Source organism: Methylobacterium nigriterrae, from assembly GCF_037106235.1.
GTDB classification, from domain to species: domain Bacteria; phylum Pseudomonadota; class Alphaproteobacteria; order Rhizobiales; family Beijerinckiaceae; genus Methylobacterium; species Methylobacterium nigriterrae.
The window spans coordinates 1-250 of the sequence record NZ_JBAWTG010001078.1; the positions used below are offsets into that span (position 1 = coordinate 1).

Annotated in this window: 1 protein-coding gene; it reads right to left on the minus strand. The window is 68.8% G+C overall.

Annotated elements, in window-relative coordinates; all coding sequences use genetic code 11:
* Nucleotides 1-250 (minus strand): efflux RND transporter permease subunit (locus tag WDW90_RS40315; RefSeq protein WP_336493136.1); only part of this gene is annotated, 250 nt, incomplete at both ends.

A 250-nucleotide genomic window follows, 5' to 3' on the forward strand; every position in this document is an offset into this window, starting at 1 on the left:
CTTCCCGCATCTCGCGCCGCTGATCGAGGCCCGTGGAGAGGGTGGCCCGCGCGAGGCCGGACTCGCCCCGCGGGTGCGCTCGGCGTCGAGCGCGAAGTCGATCATCATGATCGCGTTCTTCTTCACGATGCCGATGAGCAGGAACACCGCGATGAGCGCAATCACGGTGAATTCCGTGCCCGAGACCAGGAGGGCGAGCAGCGCCCCGATGCCGGCCGAGGGCAGGGTCGAGAGGATCGTGACCGGGTGG